Here is a 16,691-nt window from a genome sequence, read left to right as displayed (position 1 = left end):
CCTCATTCGAGGATGCGCCGGCCTTGGGCCGCGGCTTCCCGGCTCTGGACGTCGCGGAGGGCGCGCAGGCCCGAGGTGTTCAGACGGTCGAGGAACTCTTCTTCGACCTTTCCCGTCCCCCAGGCGAGGACGTACACCTCCACGGTACGCCTCCCCCAGTCGTAAAGCGCCTCGCGCACGCTCGGGACGTAGAGGTCGATGTGCTTTCCGCGGACGAGCCCTCCCGTATCGGCGACGACGCCGAAACCGTACCCCGGAATGAAGAGCACCGTCCCGTAGGGGAATTCCCGCGGATCGGCGGCAATCGTGGAAAACCGGTCGCGGCGTACCTTGACGCCCGAGGCGGTGACACCGTAGGCCGGGTGGCCGGGCGTTTTTCCCGTGGATTCCCGCCCCTCCGTGTACGCGGTAGCGACGACGCGCACGCGGGGGATTTCCGTGGTCGCGAGGAAGATCTGCTCTTCCGGGGAAACAGCGGCGGCGAGTTCGGGTGCGATCCGTTGAAGCGGGGGTGCCTCCTCCGCCGTCTCGAACTGTTCTCCAGGGGGATTTCCCTCCAACCCTTCGGCCGCGTTTGCTTCGCCGCGCTCTTCTTCTTCTCCGCGGTCTAAGGCAAAGGCCGTCTCGTCTTCCGAGGGGTGCGTTTCTTCGGAGAAACGGTCATCTCCTCTGGTTTCTGCGGCCGAGACCGCTTTTCCCGCCGGTTCGGGTTGCGGGGGTTCCCCGTACGCGTTTCCCGCGGTGAAGAAGACGGTCGCGGTCAAGGCCAAAAACACCTTAGGCAGACGGCGTCCGGGCATTTCCATCCCTCCACCGTCCACCTTTTCCCAGGGGAGGGATTTTTATTCCCCTTTCGCGTCCGCACTTTTCATTCGCGAGCGAAAACTTTATAATAGTCCGCGAAGCCTGTAAAGGGGGCTTCTCGGAACGGCCCGAGGTTCGCCGGGAGTTCCCTTTTGGCGCGCCTCGCGGTAAGATGGAAGGCGCGTACCACGAAGGGACGCGACGGCTGGGCAGGGGACGGGCACGAACTCGTAGACGGAGGTGGAGGCGGAACGTGGCCTGCAGAAACGACGTAGTCGACGTTGCGGTCGTAGGGGGTGGCCCGGTCGGGCTCTTCGCCGCCTTCTACGCGGGAATGCGGAGGATGTCCGTGAAGATCCTCGAGAGCCTCCCCGAGCTCGGCGGGCAACTGGCGGCCCTCTATCCCGAGAAGTACATCTTCGACGTTGCCGGTTTCCCCAAGATCAAGGCCGGCGAACTCGTAGAACGCCTGAAGGATCAGGCCTTGTATTTCGAGCCCGACGTGTGCCTCGACGAAAAGGTGCTCGAACTCCATCGCGAGGAAGCCGACGGCACCTTCCGCCTCGTGACTTCGCGCGGTGAACACCGCGCGCGGACGGTGATCATCGCCGCAGGGGCGGGTGCTTTTGACCCGCGGCGCCTCGAGGTAGAAGGGGCGGAGCGCTGGGAGCAGGCGGGCAAGCTCCACTACTTCGTGCCCAAGGTGGAGCACTTCCTCGGGAAGCGCGTTGCCGTCCTCGGCGGAGGGGACTCCGCCGTCGACTGGGCGCTCACCCTTCAAGGGGTGGCCTCGGAAGTCCACCTCGTGCACCGGAGGACGCAGTTCCGCGCCCACGAGCACTCCGTAGAACTCCTCTCCCAGTCCAAGGTGAACGTCGTCGTCCCGTACACCGTCGTGCGCGTAGAAGGGGACGCGTCTCCGGAGCTTGTCCTCGCCCACGCGGAAACCAAGGAGGAGTTGCGGCTTTCCGTAGACGAGCTGGTCGTGAGCTACGGCTTTGTGGCTTCCTTGGGTCCGATCAAGGACTGGGGTCTCGAGCTGGAAAAGAACAGCATCGTCGTGAACCGCTGGATGGAGACGAACATCCCCGGCGTGTTTGCCGTAGGAGACGTTGCGACGTACGAGGGCAAGGTGAAGCTCATCGCCGTAGGCTTCGGCGAGGCGCCGATCGCCGTAAACCGGGCGAAGCAGTACGTCGACCCGAAAGACCGCGTACCGGCGCACTCCTCCGACCTCAACCTCCGCTGAATGGCCGAAGAAGGGCGCCGGCGGACGTCGGATGCGGCGGGTACGCCCTCCGGGCGTGCCCGCCCTTTTTGTGTCCCAAAATCCCTTTCTCCGCGGGGGGCTGTAAACCTCACGACCGGAATTTCCCCCGTCGGAGCGCTATAATGAGACGGACGAAAGAAAGGGGGCGGAGGATTGCTCACTTCGGAACTCCTTCCCATATGGGAAAAGGTGGAGCGGGGGAAGCGGCTCGGGTTTGCCGACGGCCTCACCCTCCTCACGACGCCGGACCTCTTAGGTCTAGGGTTTATGGCCGATCGAGTGCGCCGCCGCCTGCACGGCGACCGCGCGTACTTCATCGTAAACGCCCACCTCAACCACACCAACGTATGCGCCCTCAACTGCAAGTTTTGTGCCTTTGCCGTGAAACCCGGCCATCCGCGGGCGTACACCCTCTCCCTCGAGGAGATTGCCGAAAAGCTCCGGCCCCTTCAGGGTCGGGGAATCCGCGAGGTACACATCACGGGCGGGATCAACCCTAAGCTCTCGTTTTCGTACTACACCGACATGCTCCGCCTCGTAAAGGAGATCCTGCCCGATGTGCACGTGCAGGCCTTTACGGCCGTGGAAATCGACTACATGAGCCGTCTGTTCCGCATGGACGTCTCCGAGGTGCTCGCCCGCTTGCGGGAGGCCGGGCTCGGTTCGCTCTTGGGCGGCGGTGCGGAGGTGTTCGACCCTGAGGTACGCCTCGCCATCGCCGGGCACAAGACCGACGCCGAGCGCTGGCTCGAAATCCACAGGATCGCCCACGGCATGGGCATCCGCTCCAACGCTTCCATCCTCTACGGGACGATCGAGCGGCCGGAGCACGTCGTCGACCACCTCTTGCGCCTCAGGGAGCTTCAAGACGAGACTGGCGGCTTCGACGCCTTTTTCGGCTTCGCCTTCCATCCGGAAAACACGCCCCTCGCCCGCGAGCGCGCCTTTCCGCGGGAGACGAGCGGGATGTACGACCTTCGGATCCTCGCTACGGCCCGCCTTCTGTTGGACAACTTTGCGCACATTCGCGTCCTTTGGATGATGACGGGGCTCAAGCTCGCCCAGGTGGCCCTCTACTTCGGCGCCGACGACATCGACGGCACGGTGATCGAAGAGCACATCATCCACGACGCCGGATCGGAAGCTCCCCAAGGACTCACCAAGGAAGAACTCATCGCCCTCCTTCGGGAGGCGGGACGCATACCCGTCGAACGCGATACGCTCTATCGACCCGTCGCCGTGTACGCGTAGGACCGCCGTCACGCGGCGTACTAAAGCGCGTTTCGTAGAAGGGCGGAAGTTCCTGGTTTTCCCTGCTTCTGGGCGCGCGTCCGCAAAGGGGCGAGGCGCACGCATTCGCGGAAGGGGGACGGAAAGGAGGAGGAAGCGTGGAACTCGTCGTGCGCGATCCGGCGCTCGAGCCAATCGTAGAGAAGGTCCTTCGGGGCGAGCGCTTGTCGTGGGAGGACGGCCTCGTGCTCATGCGGACGCCCGACATCCTCACGCTCGGGCAACTCGCGGACGTGGTGAACCGCAGGAAAAACGGCCTGTACGTCTACTTCATCGAAAACCTCCACCTCTACCATACGAACATCTGTGAGGCGCGCTGCGCCTTCTGCGCCTTTCGGCGCGATCCCGGGGAAGAGGGCGCCTTCACGTATACGCCCGAGGAACTCGTCGCCTATGCCCGCGCCAGGATCACTCCGACGACGCGGGAATTCCACATGACGGGCGGGCACAACCCTTACGTCCCCTTTTCGTACTACGTAGACGTGATCCGCGCTCTCAAGGAAAACTTCCCCCACGTCACGATCAAGGCCTATACGGCGGCGGAGATCGTCTTCTTTGCGCGGATTTCCGGTCGCACCGTCGAAGAGGTCCTGGGCGAGCTCCGGGAGGCCGGTCTCGACACCCTTCCGGGAGGCGGGGCGGAAATCCTCTCGGAACGCTACCGCCGGATCATGAGCCCGGACAAGGCGAGCGTCGACGAATGGCTTCACGTGCACCGGATGGCGCACCGCATGGGGATGAAGACGCACGCGACGATGCTCTACGGATCCATCGAGACGTTGGAGGAACGGCTCGAGCACATGCGCCTCATCCGCGAGCTTCAGGACGAAACCGGGGGCTTTCTCGCCTTCATTCCTCTGGCCGTTCAGCCGTACCGCAAGGACGCACCGCTCACGAAGCGCACGAGCGCCTACGACGACCTGCGGATGATTGCCGTAAGCCGCCTGTTTGTGGACAACGTGCCGCACATCAAGGCGTACTGGATCAACATCGGCTTTCAACTCGCGCAGCTCGCCCTCACCTTCGGCGCATCGGACCTCCACGGAACCCTCGTCGAGGAGCGCATTAGCCACTCCGCCGGTGCGCTCACGGAGGCCGCTATCACGCGCGAAGAGCTCGTCTGGCTCATCCGTGGAGCGGGTCGGATTCCCGTGGAGCGGGACACGTTCTACAACCCCATCGTCGTCTACGAAGGAGAGGAAAGCCGCCCGAGGGGAAGGCGGTAAGACGCCGCACCGCGCTCCGAACCGGAGCGCGGTTCTTTTTTCCTCTAAATGTAAAGACAAGTTTACGTTACAGAGTGTTTGACAATAGGTCGGCGGTGCGCTACGCTTACTCCAAACGTGGGGGGATGGGGATGCGCGGGTACTACCGGTCGCCTTCGTTTCTCTTGGGGGCGTTGGGCTTCTTTTTCGACGCGATGGACGTGCTTCTCTTCGGACTCGTCCTTCCCGCCATCGCTCAGGAGTGGGGATTGGACCCGGAAGTACGCGGCCTTTTGCTCAGCGCGGGAACCGTGGGGATGGCTTTCGGCGCGTTGCTCGGCGGGTGGTCGGCGGACCGCGTCGGGCGCAAGCCGGTCTTCCTCGCTTCCATGGCGCTGTACGGACTCGGTACGGGGCTTACGGCCTTCGCCCCTCGCCTCGACGTCCTCTTCCTCTTGCGCTTTCTCGCCGGGGTCGGGCTCGGGGCGGAGTTGCCGGTGGCTGCCGCCTACGTGTCCGAGACGGCGCCGCGGGAAATTCGCGGCCGTGCGGTCGTGCTCGCGGAGAGTTTTTGGGCGCTCGGCGCGCTGGCCGCAGCCCTCACGGCCCGCTTTCTTTTGCCCGTGGGAGGGTGGCGGGCGGTGCTCGCCTTCGGAGCACTTCCCGCCTTCGTCGCCCTCCTGGCCCGCACGCGCATGCCGGAGTCGGCGCCTCGGCTCTTTGCCGACCGCCCGCGCGCGGACGTACGTGCCCTTTTCGCCCGAGGTCTGCGGGGCAGGACGCTCCTTCTCTGGTTTCTCTGGATGGCCATGAACGGCGTGTACTACGGTTTGTTCCTCTGGCTTCCCTCGCTCCTCGTGGCCCGAGGCTACGAGATCGTTCGCAGCTTCAGCTACATCGTGGCGATGAACCTCTTTCAGATTCCGGGCTATCTCACGGCGGCGTGGCTCGTCGAGCGATGGGGACGCTCCGCCGTCCTCGGGAGCTACCTCGTGGGCGGCGCCTTGGCGGCGGCGGCCTTCGGGTTTGCCCCCAATACCGCTGTTCTCCTCGTGAGCGGCGCCCTGTTGAACTTTTTTCACCTCGGAGCGTGGGGCGCCCTCTACGCCTATACGCCGGAGCAGTATCCGGACGAACTGCGGGGGAGCGGTACGGGGGTTGCGGCCTCTTGGGGCCGGATCATGGCGGTGATCGCTCCGTACGCCGTCGGCTTCTTCCTCGCCCGAGGCGTCGGGCAGGGGACTTTGTTCGCAGGGTTTTTCGGGCTTTCTGCGGCGGCGGCCGTCTCCGTGCTCCTCTGGGGAGGCGGGCGACCGCAGGAGGTTCGGGAGGGGGAACGCCGTTTCCGAAGGTAGACGCGTTCCCCCGAGTTCGGTGATGGCGGGCGTCAGAAGCCGCGATCGGGAAGGCGCGGGCGAACCCGTTCGAGCCAGTCGTGAACTTCCGCGAGGTACGCCGCGTAGTGGGGAGCGTCGAGGAGCTGTCCGAACCACGGGAGGTGTGGGGGCGGACTTTGGAGAAAGCGCGAAGCGGCGTCGCGATCGAGGAAGGTCCAAATGATCGCCTGGGGGTTTGCCATGAGCTCTTCCCCGCGCGCCCGAAGGGCCTGTGCGAGCTTTGGGTGGTGGCTCTTGGGGAAAGGGCTCTTCTTGCGCAGGCGAATCTCCTCCGGGACGATCCCCGCGAGCGCCTCGCGGAGGAGGGGTTTGCGCAGGGAAGGCTCCCCCCTCAGGGCGAAGGGGGCGAAGGCGCGGACGTCTCCGTCGAGGAAGGGGAAGAGGATCCGAAGGCCCGCGGCCTTGCCGGACCGCGCCATCCGTTCCAGGAGGACGCTTCCGAAGTGCAGGGCGGTATGGGCGGACGTCCAGAGGACCGCCCCTTCTTTTGGGGATCCGGCGCGCGAGAGATCCTCCGGCAGGTGGCGATCGGTGCGTTCTACGGCGCGGAGGAGGAGTTCGTCGAGGTGGGCCCACACCGCCTGCGCGACTTCCGGGCGGAGGAGCGCGAGCCGTTCTTCGACGTGCCGCATCCACGGGAAGAGGCGTCGGACGTCCGTGCGGCGACCGCTTTGGTGTGCGATCGCGGCCCCAAAGAACGCCTCTTCCGCCCAAGGATAGCCGGCAAAGGTCTCGTCGGCCCCCTCGCCCGTAAGCCACGCCACTTCCGCGTTCCACCCTGCGACGCGGCGGAAGAAGAGGAGGAGGGCGGCGTCGACGTCGAGCATTCCCGGAAACCCACGGAGGTTTCCGAGACTCCGGAGGGAGGACGCGATCTCGTCTGCGGACAGGACCACGGTGAGGTGCTCGCTTTTCGCCGCCCGAACCGCAACCTCCACGTAGGCGGCGTCTCGTTCGGGGAGGAGCGGGGAGGGGACGAAGTGCGCATCTTCGTCTTCGTAGTCGACGGAGGCGGAGTAGAGCACCTCTTCCGGAGCGCTACGGCGCAGAAGGGCGAGGGCGGCGCCGGAGTCGAGGCCGCCGGAGAGGAACACGCCGCGGGCTCCTTCCCGGTACGCGCCCCGGACGGAGGCGAGGAGGCTTTCCCGAAGGGCGGTCGGGACATCGGCCTTCGGATGGACCTCGGGTTTGGCGGACGAAAAGAGGCGGAAGTGCTCGCGGCGAAGGAGGAAGTCCTCGCCGCGACGGGCGAAGATGAGCGCCTCTCCCGGGGCGAGTTCGTACATTTCGCAGAGGATCGCGTTTCCGGGCGGGCGCGCGGGCCCGTAAGCAAAGAGGGCGGCGACGGCTTCGGGGCAGAGGCGCCACTTTCCCGGGTAGAGGGCGAAAAGGGGGTCCGGATGGGTGGAAAAGGCGAGGCGATTTCCATCCGTGCGGAGGAAGATCGTACGTCCTCCGGTGGGGTCACGGTACAGCGCGAGGACCTCCGCTTCCCCGTCCCAAAGGGCGTAGGCTCCGGGTTGGGGGAGGGTGGAAAGGACTTCGCGGAGTGCCCCGGCAAGACGCCCGCTCGCGGTTTCCACCGCACCGCCCAAGCGGCCGCTCCACGGCGTGTCGGCCAAGAGGATCTTTTGCGCTTGGGGCGATGGGAAATTCGTCGAAGACTTCGCCTTCTCGTTTTCGGGCTCCGAGGGAATCCCGAATGCGGTGAAGCGAAGGCTCGTTCCCAGGGATTCGAAGACGTCGACCGGGAGGTCGGTCGGGTGGGAGACCGAGAAAAAGCTTCGCACTCGCGCGAGACCTTTTCGGTCGGGGGGAGATTCGGCGAAGGAGAGGATCCCGGCAAAATCGGCAACCGCGTACACGTTCATCGAGGTCGTCCGTCCTTTCACGCGTTTTGCATCGCGGAGATCGCCTATACTCTTACGCACCGCCGCGGGAGAAATGTCCCCCGATTCGCCGGAGGCAAACGTCCCTCTTTGGCCGACCAAGCGGGAAACCCGTACCGGCCTACGGCAGTCGCGTTTTGTCCCTCCTTCCGGCCGATGTGGGGCGAATCTCCCGGAGGTCCGGGCAGGGTTTTGCAGGAGCTCACACGAAAGACCTCTGGACATCGCCCGCATGCGGCGCTATAATGGACACCAAAATTCGAAGGACCGCAAGGCAGGGAAGGCCCAGAGTTGCCAAAAAAGGGGGAATTGGAATGCAACGTCTGCGTCTGCCGGTTCTCGCCGTCTTCCTCGCTGCGGCCCTCGTCCTCGCCGGATGCAGCGGCAAGGGGGCCGAGGCCCCGAAGGCGGAAGCTCCTGCGGCACAGAAAACGGTTTCCGACGCACAACCGATTAAGATCGGCGTGAACGCCGAGCTCACGGGTCGGGTTGCCTCCTACGGGCAGTCCTTCGTCCAGGGTGCGGAGCTCTACGTGGAGGAGCTCAACAAGAACGGCGGCGTTTTGGGTCGCAAGGTGGAACTCGTAAAGGTGGACAACAAGTCGGAAAAGGCGGACGCCACGAACGCCGCCCTCCGCCTCATCGAACAGGACAAGGTCGTGGCGATCCTCGGCGCGGCGACGTCCGGGATCACGATGGCCTTTGCCCCCATTGCGGAGGAGCACAAGGTCCCGTTCGTGAGCCCCTCGGCGACAAACCCCGACGTCACCGTGAAGGACGGGAAGACCCTCGCCTACGCCTTCCGCGCCTGCTTCATCGACCCCTTCCAGGGGGAGGTAGCGGCGAAGTTCGCCCTGAACGACCTCAAGGTCAAGCGCGCCGCACTTCTCGTCAACCAGAGCGACGAGTACGCCATTGGCCTTGCGAACGCCTTTAAGGAGACGTTCCTCAAAGGCGGCGGCGAAATCGTCGCGGAGGAGAAGTACTCCAAGGGGGACAAGGACTTCAACTCGGCGCTCACGCGGATCAAGGCGCAGAAGCCCGACGTCCTCTACCTCCCGAACTACTATGAGGACGTCGGCTTGCAGATCCGCCAGGCGCGCGAGCTCGGCCTCGACATTCCCGTTCTCGGCGGAGACGGGTGGGACTCGCCGGAGCTCGTAAAGCTCGCGGGCAGCGCGAGCAACCTGAACAACGCCTACATGACCGCCCACTTCTCGCCGGAGTCCACGGAACCCGCGGTACAGACGTTCGTCAAGCTCTTCAAGCAGAAGTACGGGAGCGAGCCAAACGGCTTCCACGCCCTCGGGTACGACGCCGCGGGTCTTGTCGTGGACGCCATCAAGCGGGCGGGTGAAGCGGATCCCAAGAAGATCCGCGACGCCCTCGAGGCGACCAAGGACTTCCAAGGGGTTACGGGCAAGATCAGCTTCGACGACAAGCACAATCCCGTGAAGCCGGCGGTAGTCATCGAGTTCAAGGATGGCAAGCAGACGTACCGGGCCACCGTGCAACCGTAAGGTTCTTTGCCTTCGGACGGCTCTCTGTTCTAGAGCAGAGGAAGGAGATCGCCTCCTTCCTCTTTTTTTCGGAACGGATCTCCCGAGTTTCTCTAGACAGCCGCTTGCCAATGCTTTAAAATCGGAGAAAATACGGTGAAACCGTGCGACGGGGGGAGACGCGGATGAAGCTTGTGCGCTGGGCCTTCCTCCCCCTCTTGGCGGTGGCCCTCGTCCTCGGGGGCTGCGGCGGAGGAGCGGGGAAGGGCAACGAAGTCCGCATCGGCCTCAACCTCGAGCTTTCCGGCCAGACGGCGACGTTCGGCCAGTCCGCAAAGAACGGAGCGCGCATGGCCGTGGAAAAGATCAACGCCGACGGCGGACTCTTGGGCAAGAAGGTCGTCCTCGTAGAGGGGGACAACAAGTCGGAAAAGAGCGAGTCCTCGAGCATCGCCCTCAAGCTCATCCAGCAGGACAAGGTAGACGTGATCATCGGAGCGACTACCTCGGGGACGACGCTCGCGATGGTGAACATCGCCGACGAAAACAAGGTCCCCGTAATTTCTCCGACGGCCACGAACCCGGACGTCACCGTGGACCCCAAGACAAAGTCGACGCGGCCGTACATCTTCCGCGCCTGCTTCATCGACCCCTTCCAGGGGGAGGTAGCGGCCAAGTACGCGATCCAAGACCTCCACGCGAAAAAGGCCGCTGTGTTTACGGAAGTCTCCTCCGACTACGCCATCGGCCTTCGCGACGCCTTTAAGCAGGCGTTTACGAAGCTGGGCGGGGAGATCGTCGCCGAAGAGTCCTATCAGAAGAACGACAAGGACTTCCGCTCGCAGCTCACGCGCATTCGAGATGCCAAACCCGACGTGATCTTCCTCCCCGGGTACTACCAAGAGGCAGGGATCATCATCAAGCAGGCCCGCAGCGACCTGGGGATTCAAGTCCCGATCATCGGCGGAGACGGCTTCGATTCGCCTAAGCTCGTAGAGATCGCCGGAGCATCCAACATGGCCAAGGTGTTTCTCACGAACCACTACGCCGCCGACGACCCGGATCCGCGGATTCAGGAGTTCGTCAAGGAGTACCAGGCGAAATACAACGCGATCCCCGACGGCTTCGCGGTCCTCGGGTACGACGCCGTGATGCTCTACGCGGACGCCGTGAAGCGCGCCGGGTCGACGGACCCGACCAAGGTGAAGGCGGCCTTGGAGGCGACGAAGGACCTCCCGCTCGTCTCGGGGACGATCACCATCGGTCCCGACCACAACCCGATCAAGGCGGCCGTTGTCCTCGAGTATGTAGACGGAAAGCAGACGTTCCGCAAGAAGGTCGAACCGTAGTCCGTCCGCGCCCCGGCCGCCGAACCGCGGCCGGGGCATTCCCGGTTCAGATTCGATTGAATATTCCAAAGCATAGTCTTCCAGTGGGGAAAGGGGTCTTTGCCCTATGGACGTATGGCTGCAGCAGCTCCTAAATGCCATTTCCCTCGGGGCCATCTACGCGCTCATCGCCCTCGGGTACACGATGGTCTACGGGATCATCAAGCTCATCAACTTCGCCCACGGGGACGTCTTCATGGTCGGAGCGTTCCTCGGGTACTACGCCATGCTCCTCGTCGACGGCACCCCGCTCGGGGCAAACCCATGGACGAAGCTCCTCGTAGCTCTTCTCGTGGCGATGGTCGGCTCCACCCTCCTCGGGGTGACGATCGAGCGCGTAGCCTACCGACGCTTGCGCAACTCTCCCCGCCTTGCGGCGCTCACCACGGCGATCGGCGTCTCGTTTCTCCTGGAGTACGGCACGATCTACCTCCGGGGAGCGCAAGGTGCGCAGCCTGAGGCCTACCCCACCCTCTTCACCGCCCACCTCGACCTCTTTGGGGCGACGCTCAAGATGGACGCCTTGGTCATCCTCGTCACCTCTTTCCTCCTCATGATCGTCCTTCAATTCATCGTGCAGAACACGCAGACTGGCCGGGCGATGCGCGCTGTGAGCTTTGACATGGATGCGGCGCGCCTCATGGGGATCTCCGTAGACCGTACGATTTCCGTGACCTTCGCCCTGGGTTCCGCCTTGGGCGGGGCCGCCGGTGTCGTGTACGGGCTCTACTACACGAGCATCGACCCGTTCATGGGCCTCCTCCCCGGGCTTAAGGCCTTCATCGCCGCGGTAGTGGGTGGAATCGGTTCCATTCCGGGGGCGATGGTCGGCGGGTTCCTCATCGGCCTCCTCGAAACGGGGGTGAGCGCCCTCGGCTTCTCCCTCTTCCGGGATGCCGTGGCGTTCATCGTCCTCATCCTCATCCTCCTCGTCCGGCCGGAAGGGATTTTCGGCGAGCACGTGCGGGAGAAAGTCTGACGCGTAAGGAGGCAAGCCAATGGGACGTCCGTTTGAGATGCGGTCTTGGACTCGCGTCGGCGGCGTGCTCCTCGCCCTCCTCGTGGGGTACGGCGTCGTCGAGCTCGCCCTGAGGAGCGGTTGGATCGGACGTTACGGAGAAAACGTGCTCATGGCCATCGGGATCAACATCCTTCTCGCCGTAAGTTTGCACGTCATCCTCGGCCTTGCGGGGCAGTTTTCCATAGGTCAGGCGGGTTTCCTCGCCGTAGGCGCCTACACCGCCGCCGTCGTCACCACCCGCCTCGACATGCCCTTTGAACTCGCGCTCGTCGCCGGCGTCGTCGTTTCCGTGCTCATGGGGCTTCTCGTGGGGCTTCCCACGCTTCGCCTGCGCGGGGATTACCTCGCGATTGCCACGCTCGGGTTCGCCGAGATCGTCCGGATTTCGCTCCTCAACTTCGACTACGTCGGTGGGGCCGCGGGCATGCAGCTTCCGCACCTCACGACGTGGACGCACCTCTTCGTTTCCCTCGTCCTCGTCTTCACTCTCGTCCTTACCTTTACGCATTCTGCGTACGGACGCGCGACGCTCGCCGTGCGCGAGGACGAAATCGCCGCCGAGGCCATGGGGATCTCTCCGACCTTCGTCAAGGTGTTTGCCTTTGCCTTCGGGGCGGGGATCGCCGGCCTCGCCGGAGGCCTGTACGCCCACACGTTTTACGTGATTCAACCCGTAGACTTCGGCTTTCTCAAGTCGTTCGAAATCCTCGTGTTTGTGGTTTTGGGCGGGATCGGGAGCCTCTCGGGGGCGACCTTGGCCGCGGTCCTCCTCACGATCCTCTCGACCTACCTCCAGCAGTTTCCCGAGATCCGGATGATCCTCTACAGCGTGGTCCTCATCCTCATCATGCTCTTCCGGCCGCAAGGCCTTCTTGGGGACCGCGAGTTCGGGGATCTCTTGTCCGTCTTTCGTCCGAAGAAGGGGGCGGATGTTCGGTGAAGGAGCAATCGCTTGCGGCCACCGCCGAAGGAGAACGGGAGATCCTCCGCCTCAAGGGTGTGGGGATCCGCTTCGGCGGGCTCAAGGCCGTGGACAACCTCGACCTCTACCTCCAGCGAGGAGAGCTCGTGGGGCTCATCGGGCCCAACGGCGCGGGCAAGACGACGGTCTTCAACCTCCTCACGGGGGTCTACGCCCCTACGGAGGGCGAGATCCTCTTCGAAGGCCAGCGGATCAACGGCCTTCCCCCTTACGTCCTTGCGCGGCGCGGGATCGCCCGCACCTTCCAGAACATCCGCCTCTTTGGGAACCTTTCCGTGTTCGACAACGTGCGCATCGCCGCGGCGGTGCACTCTCGCTACCGCACTTGGGAGGCGATGCTCCGGTTCCCCCGGTTCTACCGCGAAGAGGCGGAGATGTCCCGCGTTTCCGAAGAGCTTTTGGAACTCATGGGCCTCTCCGCCTACCGGGAGGAAAAGGCGCGCAACCTCCCGTACGGCCTGCAGAGGCGCCTCGAAATTGCCCGCGCCCTCGCTCTTCGGCCCAAGCTCCTCCTCTTGGATGAGCCAGCGGCGGGGATGAACCCGCAGGAGTCTCAGGATCTCATGCGGCTCATCCGCGAGATTCGCGAGCGCTTTTCGCTCACGATCCTCCTCATCGAGCACGACATGAGCGTCGTGATGGGAATCTCGGAGCGCATCTACGTCCTCGACCACGGGGTGCTCATCGCCGAAGGGCCCCCCGAAGAGATCCGGAGGAACCGCCGCGTCATCGAAGCTTACCTCGGGGAAGAGGTGTCGTGATGCTCAAGATCGAAAACGTCCACGTCTACTACGGGCGGATCCACGCCTTGAAGGGGATTTCCCTCACGGTAGAGCCGGGAGAGATCGTCACCCTCATCGGGGCGAATGGGGCGGGCAAGACGACCCTGCTTCGGGCGATTTCCGGCCTCGTGCCGGTGCGCGAGGGGACCATCACCTTTGAGGGGCGCCCGCTCACGCGCCTCAAAGCCGAAGAAATCGTGCGTCTGGGCATTTCCCACGTTCCGGAAGGGCGCAGGATCTTTGCCAACATGACCGTGCGGGAGAACCTCGCCCTCGGCGCCTACCTTCGGCGAGACCCGAAGGAGGTTGCAGAGAGCCTCGAGCGCGTCTTTGCCCTCTTTCCCCGCCTCAAGGAACGCCTGCAGCAGAAGGCGGGGACGCTTTCCGGCGGTGAACAGCAGATGCTCGCCATTGCGCGCGCGCTCATGGCGCGCCCCCGCCTGCTTCTCTTGGACGAACCCTCTTTGGGCCTCGCTCCTCTCCTCGTACGGCAGATTTTTGCTACACTAAAAGAAATCAACGAGCAGGGGACCACCCTCCTCCTCGTCGAGCAAAACGCGCACATGGCCCTCTCCGTCGCCCACCGCGGCTACGTGCTCGAGACGGGGCGCATCGTGCTCGCGGACACCGCCGAGCGGCTGCGGGCGAGTGAGGAGGTTCGGGCGGCGTACCTGGGTGGTTGATGCTGAGGTTCGGAGATCGTTTCTCTCCGACCTCCCGCCCGGTGCCTCGCGAGACCGGGCGGGTTTTCCTTTTTTTCCTCCTTCGGCGGGCGCATGCCGTCGGCGAATCGCCCGTTCTCCAGAGAAAGACCGGGCGTCTTCGGGATGCGGCCGCTCCGCCGAAAAGATCCGTTCGCGTAAGGGGGAACGGCCTTCGATGCACATCGAGCTTGGGATTTGGGGAGGGGAAGATCCTCTCGCCGTCCGAGGGGACGCGCTGGCCGTCTTGCATTTCGGGGAAGCGTTTTCACCTGCCTTGCGCCGCATCGACGAGGCCCTCGGCGGTGCGCTGTCGGATGCGTGGACGCGCAAGCTCGCCTATCGCCGCCGCGGCGAAGACGTCGTCCTCGCCGTGTCGACCCTCGGACGCATGCCCGTCCGAAACGTGATCCTCCTCGGAACGCCGGAGGCGCCCGAACGGAGCCGCCTGCGCACCCTTTTTGCCCGCGGGGTGCGCGAGGCGCAGGCCGTAGGCGCCCGCGACCTCGTGTTCTGGGCAGAAGCCCTGTACGCGGCGGGATTTCCCGCCGAGCGCGTCGCGGAATGGCTGGCGACGTCCGCATACCTCTCCCAGTATCGTTTTGACGAGTTTCGCAGCGAGGACGTACCGCGCCCCGCCGTGGAATCCGTGCGCATCGCGCCTGCGGAAGCGGGCGCAGAGGAAGGGCTTCGGCGCGGACGGATCTTGGGTGAGGCGGTGAACTTCGCCCGCGACCTCGTCCAGACGCCGCCCAACGTCCTCACGCCGGAGGCGTTTTGTACGCGGGCCGTGGAGGCCGCCAAGGAAGTCGGCCTCCGCTACGCCGTCCTCAAGCGTGAGGACATGGAGTCCCTGGGCATGGGGGCGCTCCTCGCCGTTGCCAAGGGCAGCGCCAACGAACCGCGCCTTGTCGTCCTCGAGTATCCGGGAGAACCCGAGTGGAAGGATCCCCTCACGTTTGTCGGGAAGGGGATCACCTTCGACACAGGGGGCATTTCCCTGAAGCCCGCCCAGGGAATGGAGTCCATGGTGATGGACATGGCGGGAGCGGCCACGGCCCTTGCGGCGATTCTCGCTGCGGCGCGCCTGGGCGTCCGTCGCAACCTCATGGCCGTCCTCCCCATGGTGGAAAACATGCCCGACGGCAAGGCCTACCGCCCCGGAGACGTCCTCCGGACGATGTCCGGCAAGACCGTCGAGGTGATCAGCACGGACGCCGAAGGACGGCTGATCCTCGCCGACGCGATCACGTATGCGCGGGGGCGCGGTGCGGGGGAGATCGTCGACATCGCCACGCTCACGGGTGCCGTGCTCGTCGCTTTGGGTACGGAGACGACGGGGGTCATGGCCAACGACGAGGAACTGTACGCCCGATTTGCCGAGGCGGCGGGCGAAGAAGACGAGCGTATCTGGCGCCTTCCCGCCTTCGATGTCTACCTCGAACGGATCCGCGGTCGGATTGCCGACCTCAAGAACTCCGGCGGCCGAAATGCCGGGACGATCACCGCGGGGATGTTCCTCAAGCAGTTTGCCGATCCCCTCCCTTGGTTGCACCTCGACATCGCCGGCACGGCTTGGGACGACGAAGGTTCGCCCCTCGTCCCCAAGGGGCCGACGGGGGTCATGGTTCGGAGCCTCGTGCGCCTGGCCATTCGCGAGGCCCGGGGAGTTTAAAGGCGCGCGCGAAGCGGCGAGACTAGGTCCGAGGGCGGTTTGCCCCACGTGCAGACAGGGAGGGATCGCCGTTGGCCGCGTTTCGCCGCTTCTTCGCCGTCTTTCTCGCCCTCGTCTTCGGGTTTTCTCTCGGCGTCTTGGCTTCTCCCGCATTCGGCGACCGCATCGCACAGGCGGTGCGCGACGACCTCGGCCGGGCGCTCGCTGAAGGGGTGCGGGACGGCCTCGCTCAGGGCATTGCCCAGTGGGGCGAAGCCTCCGGACGGAACGGTCTGGCCGCCTCCGTCCTCGGTGCACTTCCCGAGGGGAAGGGCGGGGAGGGTGCGGCTCCCCGTACGGAAGAGCAGGTTTCCCGCCCGGAGGGAGAGGCGAAGGAGGTCCTTTCCCCCGTTCCCGCCGAAGCGGCGTCGCTCTTCACCGCCCTCGAACGGTCGATGACGCCCAAAGAGCGGGAGGACTTCCTCCGCTGGGCTCAGGCGAAGCTCACGCCGGACGTGCTCGACGCGCTGGTCGGGCTTTGGGCCGACCGAAGCGCATTTGTGCGCACCGTTGAGCTCACGTCGCGAATTCGCGGGAGCTTTACGGGAGAAGACGTGCTCTACCTCTTCGACCTCTTGGGCCGCCTCGAGGCGCGGGATTTGGAGAAATCCACGCCCGGGTCTCCCCAAGGGACCGCGCCTTCTCCCGCGAAGAAGTCCGCTCCTTCCTCTCCGGGTTTTGCGCCTTCCGCGCGGTGAAATCGGGGCGCTTCCCCGGTGGCGCGGAAGTTTCCTTTGAGCTCGATCCGC

14 protein-coding genes are annotated in these 16,691 nt (G+C 64.7%); 12 read left to right on the top strand and 2 right to left on the bottom strand.

What is annotated here, in order from left to right; all coding sequences use genetic code 11:
* Window positions 1-2 precede the first annotated feature (2 nt).
* Complete coding sequence (locus C7438_RS05910; protein WP_121444537.1) at window positions 3-800, bottom strand: 3D domain-containing protein; 798 nt, start codon at window positions 798-800, stop codon at window positions 3-5.
* 257 nt (window positions 801-1,057) lie between these two features.
* Between C7438_RS05910 and C7438_RS05905 the strand changes: the two genes are divergently transcribed.
* The 4 genes from C7438_RS05905 (at window position 1,058) to C7438_RS05890 (ending at window position 5,924) form a co-directional block, all read left to right on the top strand.
* On the top strand, window positions 1,058-2,053 hold the full coding sequence (locus tag C7438_RS05905) for an NAD(P)/FAD-dependent oxidoreductase (protein WP_245956530.1): 996 nt from the start codon (window positions 1,058-1,060) through the stop codon (window positions 2,051-2,053).
* A 174-nt stretch (window positions 2,054-2,227) separates the two neighbouring features.
* Window positions 2,228-3,325 (top strand): aminofutalosine synthase MqnE, encoded by a 1,098-nt coding sequence (gene mqnE, locus C7438_RS05900; protein WP_121444432.1) that lies wholly within the window; start codon window positions 2,228-2,230, stop codon window positions 3,323-3,325.
* A 137-nt stretch (window positions 3,326-3,462) separates the two neighbouring features.
* Entirely contained in the window at window positions 3,463-4,590 is a 1,128-nt protein-coding gene (gene mqnE / locus C7438_RS05895; RefSeq protein WP_121444431.1) for an aminofutalosine synthase MqnE, read from the top strand.
* 125 nt (window positions 4,591-4,715) lie between these two features.
* On the top strand, window positions 4,716-5,924 hold the full coding sequence (locus tag C7438_RS05890) for an MFS transporter (protein WP_121444430.1): 1,209 nt from the start codon (window positions 4,716-4,718) through the stop codon (window positions 5,922-5,924).
* A gap of 32 nt (window positions 5,925-5,956) precedes the next feature.
* Here the strand turns inward: C7438_RS05890 and C7438_RS05885 are convergent, their stop codons facing one another.
* A complete protein-coding gene (locus tag C7438_RS05885) occupies window positions 5,957-7,837 on the bottom strand; it encodes an asparagine synthase-related protein (protein ID WP_170143596.1) in 1,881 nt (626 codons plus the stop codon).
* Between the two features lie 332 nt (window positions 7,838-8,169).
* On the opposite strand from C7438_RS05885, the gene C7438_RS05880 reads away from it, so the two are divergent.
* From C7438_RS05880 to C7438_RS05845, 8 genes are all read left to right on the top strand, one after another.
* Window positions 8,170-9,375: an ABC transporter substrate-binding protein gene (locus tag C7438_RS05880; protein ID WP_121444428.1), complete on the top strand. Its 1,206-nt coding sequence runs from the start codon at window positions 8,170-8,172 to the stop codon at window positions 9,373-9,375.
* 164 nt (window positions 9,376-9,539) lie between these two features.
* Window positions 9,540-10,703: an ABC transporter substrate-binding protein gene (locus C7438_RS05875; RefSeq protein WP_121444427.1), complete on the top strand. Its 1,164-nt coding sequence runs from the start codon at window positions 9,540-9,542 to the stop codon at window positions 10,701-10,703.
* Window positions 10,704-10,809: 106 nt separating this feature from the next.
* On the top strand, window positions 10,810-11,721 hold the full coding sequence (locus tag C7438_RS05870) for a branched-chain amino acid ABC transporter permease (RefSeq protein WP_121444426.1): 912 nt from the start codon (window positions 10,810-10,812) through the stop codon (window positions 11,719-11,721).
* A 19-nt stretch (window positions 11,722-11,740) separates the two neighbouring features.
* Window positions 11,741-12,703, top strand: a complete 963-nt coding sequence (locus C7438_RS05865; RefSeq protein WP_245956529.1) for a branched-chain amino acid ABC transporter permease — start codon at window positions 11,741-11,743, stop codon at window positions 12,701-12,703.
* On the top strand, window positions 12,700-13,506 hold the full coding sequence (locus C7438_RS05860) for an ABC transporter ATP-binding protein (protein WP_252393330.1): 807 nt from the start codon (window positions 12,700-12,702) through the stop codon (window positions 13,504-13,506). The genes C7438_RS05865 and C7438_RS05860 overlap by 4 nt, the downstream gene beginning before the upstream one ends.
* Window positions 13,506-14,210 carry an ABC transporter ATP-binding protein gene (locus C7438_RS05855; RefSeq protein WP_121444425.1) on the top strand — a complete coding sequence of 235 codons (705 nt, stop codon included), beginning with the start codon at window positions 13,506-13,508 and terminating at the stop codon, window positions 14,208-14,210. Before C7438_RS05860 ends, C7438_RS05855 begins: the two co-directional genes overlap by 1 nt.
* 196 nt (window positions 14,211-14,406) lie before the next feature.
* Window positions 14,407-15,903, top strand: a complete 1,497-nt coding sequence (locus tag C7438_RS05850; protein WP_147402001.1) for a leucyl aminopeptidase — start codon at window positions 14,407-14,409, stop codon at window positions 15,901-15,903.
* A gap of 71 nt (window positions 15,904-15,974) precedes the next feature.
* On the top strand, window positions 15,975-16,640 hold the full coding sequence (locus C7438_RS05845; protein ID WP_121444423.1) for a hypothetical protein: 666 nt from the start codon (window positions 15,975-15,977) through the stop codon (window positions 16,638-16,640).
* Window positions 16,641-16,691 lie beyond the last annotated feature (51 nt).

Origin of the sequence: Brockia lithotrophica (assembly GCF_003633725.1) — a bacterium.
GTDB classification, from domain to species: domain Bacteria; phylum Bacillota; class Bacilli; order Thermicanales; family DSM-22653; genus Brockia; species Brockia lithotrophica.
Note: the sequence above shows the minus strand (reverse complement) of the source record. Positions and strands in the feature narration are given on the sequence as shown.